Source organism: Pullulanibacillus camelliae (genome assembly GCF_014642655.1).
Classification (GTDB): Bacteria; Bacillota; Bacilli; order Bacillales; family Sporolactobacillaceae; genus Pullulanibacillus; species Pullulanibacillus camelliae.
In genome coordinates this window covers 21,137-27,735 of the sequence record NZ_BMIR01000032.1, presented here as the reverse complement: position 1 = coordinate 27,735, position 6,599 = coordinate 21,137, and the positions used below count along the sequence as shown (strand labels likewise).

5 protein-coding genes are annotated in these 6,599 nt (G+C 36.6%); 2 read left to right on the top strand and 3 right to left on the bottom strand.

Features of this window, described 5'->3' with window-relative positions:
* Positions 1–343: 343 nt before the first annotated feature.
* From IEW82_RS19080 to IEW82_RS19070, 3 genes are all read right to left on the bottom strand, one after another.
* Entirely contained in the window at positions 344–1,282 is a 939-nt protein-coding gene (locus IEW82_RS19080; RefSeq protein ID WP_188698858.1) for a hypothetical protein, read from the bottom strand.
* 961 nt (positions 1,283–2,243) lie between these two features.
* A complete protein-coding gene (locus IEW82_RS19075; RefSeq protein WP_229672814.1) occupies positions 2,244–3,728 on the bottom strand; it encodes a DUF3987 domain-containing protein in 1,485 nt (494 codons plus the stop codon).
* Between the two features lie 175 nt (positions 3,729–3,903).
* Positions 3,904–4,122 carry a helix-turn-helix domain-containing protein gene (locus IEW82_RS19070; protein WP_188698855.1) on the bottom strand — a complete coding sequence of 73 codons (219 nt, stop codon included), beginning with the start codon at positions 4,120–4,122 and terminating at the stop codon, positions 3,904–3,906.
* 188 nt (positions 4,123–4,310) lie between these two features.
* Between IEW82_RS19070 and IEW82_RS19065 the strand changes: the two genes are divergently transcribed.
* Both IEW82_RS19065 and IEW82_RS19060 read left to right on the top strand, forming a co-directional pair.
* The gene (locus IEW82_RS19065) at positions 4,311–5,246 is read left to right on the top strand and encodes a helix-turn-helix domain-containing protein (protein ID WP_188698853.1); all 936 of its coding nucleotides are present in this window, start codon (positions 4,311–4,313) and stop codon (positions 5,244–5,246) included.
* Positions 5,247–5,261: 15 nt separating this feature from the next.
* Positions 5,262–6,470: a tyrosine-type recombinase/integrase gene (locus tag IEW82_RS19060; RefSeq protein WP_188698851.1), complete on the top strand. Its 1,209-nt coding sequence runs from the start codon at positions 5,262–5,264 to the stop codon at positions 6,468–6,470.
* Positions 6,471–6,599: the final 129 nt, after the last annotated feature.

Sequence of the window (6,599 nt, the reverse complement as noted above, 5' to 3'; positions counted from 1 at the left end):
TACGATGTATTTGCTCTGGTAGGCATACATTTATGATAGAGTGCCTCTTCTTTTTTGGCTAGGATTTTGTAGAAATACCACCGAGAACTATTTTACACATACTATGATATACAATTAAGCCCTCTTTTATAAAACCGCGTCATATCAAGATTATTAATGTGGTGTGAAACTGATTGCAGTGCTTTACTGTATTCCATAATCTGGCCCGTTCGGAATATCTCTATTGTAAATGAACCGACTTTATTATAAACAAACATCTTTATGGTAACTGGACAATTATGACATCCTTCCTTTCTTTTCTCATTTAAATTTCTAAATTCCAAAATATCTTTTGTCCGGCGAATCACACCAGAGCAGGTTCCATATTCAAATCCGGCATTTCCCTTTTGCTTTTGTCTACTTTGGAGCATGAAAACGGAAACCATTCTATTTTCGGTCTCTTTCCTATTACTTTCATATGGAAATCTTCCATTCGTTCGTCGGTAATAAGCACTAATTTTCTGGATTTCTCACCGAATCGGGTTCGCCGGTTTGAATCACTCAAGTAAAATTGAATGGCGTTTATTTTTGAAATGTCACCATCTAGCAAATTAACCACGTAAACCTCTTCGTCTTTATATCGTGCCTTAAATTCAAAATGCATTTCGTCAGAAGGGGCAACCCATGGTATCGGGGAACCTGCGACCTTAAATACACTTTCAAAATAGTTTTTGTCGGATAACTTGGATTGCAAATAGGCAATACCGTAATTTAACGGTAGCACACCCACGGTTCCGCTCGGGCGAAGGCGTTCACGGATTATCTCCCCTCTGTGGTCAAACTGTTCTTCGTTGGCTTTTTCGATGAAATGAGTCATTGATTCTTGACCTTTAGCAAAGATGATGAAGTGTCTTAGTGTTTTTGATCGATTGACTCGATTCGATAGATAGGCGATTTCCCGGATTGTTTTGCGCATGTTGATTTCCGTTGTTGCTGATTCCAACACATAAAATCCATACTCTTTTCCCTCTGGGCTTGTAAGAGAACCGTGAATTTGGTCGCCTCTGTTTAGATGCATTTCTTTTTTGATTGCTCGGCTGTCCTTAAAAATCCATCTGTAAGGTGTCGTACTTAGTGCTATTCTGCTGACTTCCACATAATACGGAATAGCTTTTTCGTGGATTCGTAATATATCCTCATTTCCAAGTGCGTTGTAACCACGTTTTCTAAGTTCTGTAATCCCCTTCTGAGTTATTTGGTAATAGGGATAACCTTTCTTTCCTTTCACCAACTCCACCGCCATAAGTGCCCGCTCTAATGCACTTGTGGTGTTTTAACACCTTAATCCTCTGATCGACATAATATTTGCTGTTTGGGAAGTACCTCTCTTTTATCGTTTGTTTGTTCAAAACACGATATTGGTACAAGTCCCATAGAATAAGAATGTCTCTTTTTGTGAGGTTACTTCTCCTTGTATCACGTGGCATCTTTCTCCTCCTTTCTTCGATGGACCCTAACCCTTATTTTCCTCACCTATTTTAGTGTGTGCGTCGGGGCTGTTTATTCTCCGTGTATCCTCAAACGCTAACGCATTTTCGGATAATACTCGAACAAACCTTTCCTATTTTCACCTACTCGGGTCGAATTAGAAAAAAATTAACAGTTCCTTGATACCAAAGGAAAATCCTATGATAAAAAACATCATTTTGACCCCAAATTATTATGTCAAAAAAGGGGGTTTTCAGAAATTCTCTTTTTTGACCCCATTTTTTGCCTTTGAAAAAGGACTTTTTAAAGCGAGATTTTCTTTAGTCACGTGCTGTTTGGAAAATAGAATTGCTTAATAAAAAACGAGGAATATTGACCCCGTTATGATTTGTTTTATACTTGGATCACCAACACCCTTTCCATTTTGAATGGTATTGTTTATCCACCCATTTATTCCAATAAAGAAAACTACAGAAAAACATTCTGTCAGTCGTCCGATCCATAATCTTAATATTTTTGTCAGACGCATTTTTGATTTATGATCCTTGCTTTATCAACAAAACTGGATTTGAACGTCTGACGTTTCCTTGATTCATGCTTAAATAACTCTGATAATCATTCGTTTGTCAGACGTTAAAAGACATAAATCCCTTTATATCAAAGGTTGAAACTGTAAAATAACGTCAGACGTTCAATAATACTGCCTGAAAACAGCATTGATCACGACATTCTACCTAAAGTAACCACATGGACTCAAACACAAATTATTGATATAATCAAATTAACTTTGAATCTTCTTGTGCATCCATTAAGAGGGCGAACTCTTTAAGATGCATTTTTTCTATCTCTGGATTAATAAAAATTGTCTTTTTTCTCCCCTGGTTAAATACTTTGATTAAATTGTGATCCTCTAGTTCACTTAATAATTGGTTCCTTTCTGGTGCCAAAAACTTCTTTGTTCCATTGCTCAGTACAGTCGAGTTGACAGAGTTCCCGTTTTTAAGATCTAAAATTCTTTTTAACAGATATTTTAAGTCTGATCGTCTATGGCCTCCCCTTACAATCCCATAACTTTTAAGAGCGTGTGATTTATAATACTTATAAAGCTTTTCTAAATTTGAGAGGTCTCTTTCATACAATTCAAGGTTTTTATCTATCGTTTCCTTGTATTCCAGCTCATTAGCCACACGGATCAAAGATACAATCTTTATTAAATTCCCATAAACTTTAGCTAACCACTCTTTGAAGGAATCGGAATAATTATCGTCCAACATTTCCTTATTAATGGTTTCGTAGAGCTCATTAAATCTTTCCTTTGCATTCTGTGAGACCTTAATGACTCCTTGCTCGAGATTAGATCCGTTTGCGATTATTCTTCTCAAATTAAGATTATAAAGATCCCTTACCTCGTCAACTATGCCTACACCAAGTCTCAAAACGCTGTTTACCTTTGGTACAGAGTACAGAAATCGTTCAACCAATCCTCTTCCTTCAAATCCTCTCAGCTTTTTCAATTCAACAGGTTGAGTAAGCAAACCAATCGTCAGCAGTGGATTGCTTAACAATTCATCTTCTCTTCCAACCCTATACAATGTGTAAGGACTCCCCTCCCAACACTTTAAATAAAATTCAATGCTGTTATTTTTGTACTTGCCGTTGAAGTACGAAAACAGTTCTGATCCCTCAGCCGTTATAATGGACATATACTCGTTATTTTTGGATAAGAGACTGATAATGCTTTCTGGTGTTGCATCCCCTCCGATAACACATGTGGGCTTGTACAACTTAGCTTTCAGCCCCTCCAGCTTTCTAATGATCTCCTCACACTCTTTTTGATACTTCTCATCTGTATTCTTTGCATATAAATCAGAGGCTTTTTCCAAGCGCTTCTCCATATTCATAACTTGGCTTTTTATTCTCGGAAATTTATCCTCGAATTCTTGTTCCAATTGACTCTGGTACTGATAGATCTCTGCAAATACCCTTTTTAAAACGGCATCTTTTTTTGTTCCTGGTGGGGAGGCAATAATAATGTAAGTATTTAAATCCAGCCGCCAATTTGTTTCTTCATACAAAAAGTGAAACTTCTTTGTGATCAATGTTGATAAAGCAGAAATCACCAAATTCGCAGGGACATCATCGGAAACACTTAATTCATTGACAATTCCTGAAACAAAGTCACTCACCCAAGTTGGAAAAACATCTAAAGGGAAGGTGACTTCCTTAGCAAACTGAATTGGTATCGGTTTTTCCCACTGCATATCACAACTATATCCTCCTTAAAATCCTATTTACGTACACCTAGGTTTTAGAGCCTCCTAAATAAAACCCACGCTGGTAAAGGGCTTATAGGTATTTAGGTTATTTAGGTGAACTTACAAGACCATTTACTTCTGAACGCCGTTTTGAAGATTGATGATTTACACATCCCTCCAGTTAAGCGAAATTGGAAATCTTTTTTTTCTTTTGATCCTGCATCCATTGATAGAAATCTTCCTTTTGAACACGTTTTGAAAAACCAATGTCGAAATTCACAATTCCTCCATGCTCAGGGTGAAGTTGAAAAAGTTCATAAACCCTCCTTCTCGATATCCCTAAGTAAGTTGCAATGTCCTGTGCCGTCAAAATTTCTGGTAACTCTTTAAATGTCTTCATCCTATAATCTCCTTCCTTTGTTTTGTTGCACAATGTACACACCGTTTTCAAAAAAAAGAACCCACCAAATTAATTAATATGACACAATATCATTCACCTCCACATAATTATTTTGTAAAGCTTCTAATTCCATGATATAATAAATGTGTATACAACGCAACAGAAAAATTTCCATTGGAGGTTATTTAATGGATAAAGTTGAATTTGGAAAATACTTTTTAAACTTACGTAAAAAAAGTGGTTATAAGAGCCAAAGGCAATTATCCACTATTTCTGGAGTTAATAATGCCACCATCGCTAGAATCGAGAATGGATCCCAAAGGGCAAAACCAGAGACATTAAAAATTCTATCCAAGTATTTAAATGGAGTTTCGTACAGTGATCTCATGGAAAAATCAGGTTATTTAGATAATCACTCTTATCAAAAGCATGAAGATTTATTGGCGAAATACGACTTCATGGAACTAACAGAAGAGTTGGCTGAAAACATGATACGCAGTATGACTATAAACAATACATTTCCGCCTAATGTGATCAAGATGTTAAAAGAGGCAGCAAAGGAACTGAACATTGATGAGGAATCCGTTAAAGAACCAGAACATCTAATACACTTGTTTAATAAGTCAACAGATATGAACTTCAAAGTTGAGCTCTATGAAGCATTAGTAGCCGTTTATGGCTCTTTAGACAAGGAGCAAATAGATAACACTAATCCAAATGATAATCTGCCTCATAATAAAGATAATCAAATTAATGACGAGCTTTATGAAATTGTTCATTTTGTCAAAAATGGGCTAAATGAATCAAAGGACTATGAAATCGTTGATAAAAGAGTTTTAAAAGGACGCCCAGCCTTTGCCCTATTGGCAGACGATAACAGTATGCAAAACGAAGGAATTAAAATGGGGGATACAGTTATTTGCGTTAAAGAGAAATTTATAAATTACTCTGGAATTCTGGTTATATCCGATGAAACAGATCACCTTCTTTTAAGAAAGGTGCGTTATTACGATGACTTCTGTATGTTGATTCCTTCCAATCCAAAAATGGAGCCTGAGACCGTAAACGCTGATACCATACAAATTATTGGGAAGGTTGTTCAGTCTATTAAACATTTTAAATAAACGGGGGATACGGATGTGAAAGGTCATATTTATAAGCCAAATTGTAAATGTAAGGGAAAATGTAAATGCAATGCTTCATGGGCATACATCATTGACATCGGAAGAAATCCTAAGACTGGAAAACGCCAACAAAAAAAGAAAGGCGGTTTTAAAACAAAAAAAGCCGCTGAAGAGGCTGCAGCCAAATTGATTACTGAACTTAAAAGTGGCTTGTATTTCGAGGAATCAACCATTACGTTTGAAAAATTTGCTTATCAATGGCTTTCTATCTATAAAAATTCTGGCAGTGTGAAAGAAAGCACTATTCGTGTCCGAAATCACGAAATTAAACGACTCATGGATTACTTCGCCAAGTTGTCACTTAAAGACATTACCTTAAAGCGTTATCAAGATGCCTTAAATGACCTAAAAGATAGAGGTTATGCTACTAATACCATTGATGGGGCGCATAGGACAGGTCGTATGATATTTAAGAAGGCACGTGAATTGGAACTAATCAAAAAAGATCCGACTGAATTTGCAGTTGTTCCTAAGGCCATAAAAACGGTTGAAGAATTAGAGAAAGCCAATGACATTCCAAACTATCTGGAGAAGGATCAACTCAAGAAATTTTTACGGACTGCAAAGGAAAAAGGACTGGATTCCGACTACCCGATATTTATGTTACTCGCTTATACAGGCATGAGGATTGGAGAGTTATGCGCTTTAAAATGGACTGACATCAATTTCACCGAACAAACGATCAGCATTACTAAAACCTATTACAATCCCAAAAACAACGTCAAAAAGTTTTCTTTGCTGACCCCAAAGACAAAGTCATCCGTTCGAGTCATTGATGTTGATCAGTCCATTATTGAAATTCTTGACAAGCACCGTTTATTTCAAAAGAAAGTGATGTTGAGACATGGAGATCATTACTATGATCATCATTTCGTGTTCACACTTATTGAACGTCATCCGGGCTATCCCTTTTATATCAAAAAGGTTGAAAATCGAATGGAGCGCATTTTAAAATTAGCTGAATTGCCGGTTGAACTCACACCACATAGCCTAAGACATACACACACCTCTCTTTTAGCACAAGCTGGCGTCAACCTCGAACAGATCATGGAACGCCTTGGACATGAGGATGAGAAAACAACGCGGTTAATATACTTACACGTGACAAAGGACATGAAAAAAGAGGCCGCCCATAAGTTCAGCAAACTCATGCAAGACCTCTAATTTTACTTTCCTAAATATGGTACAGGGAACTGATGATGTGCGGTATTCGTCATCAGCCCCTTAATCGATATTATTCAATTAAATTGGATAGTTATATTCTACCGTACGGAATTAATGAATGTTGTAATA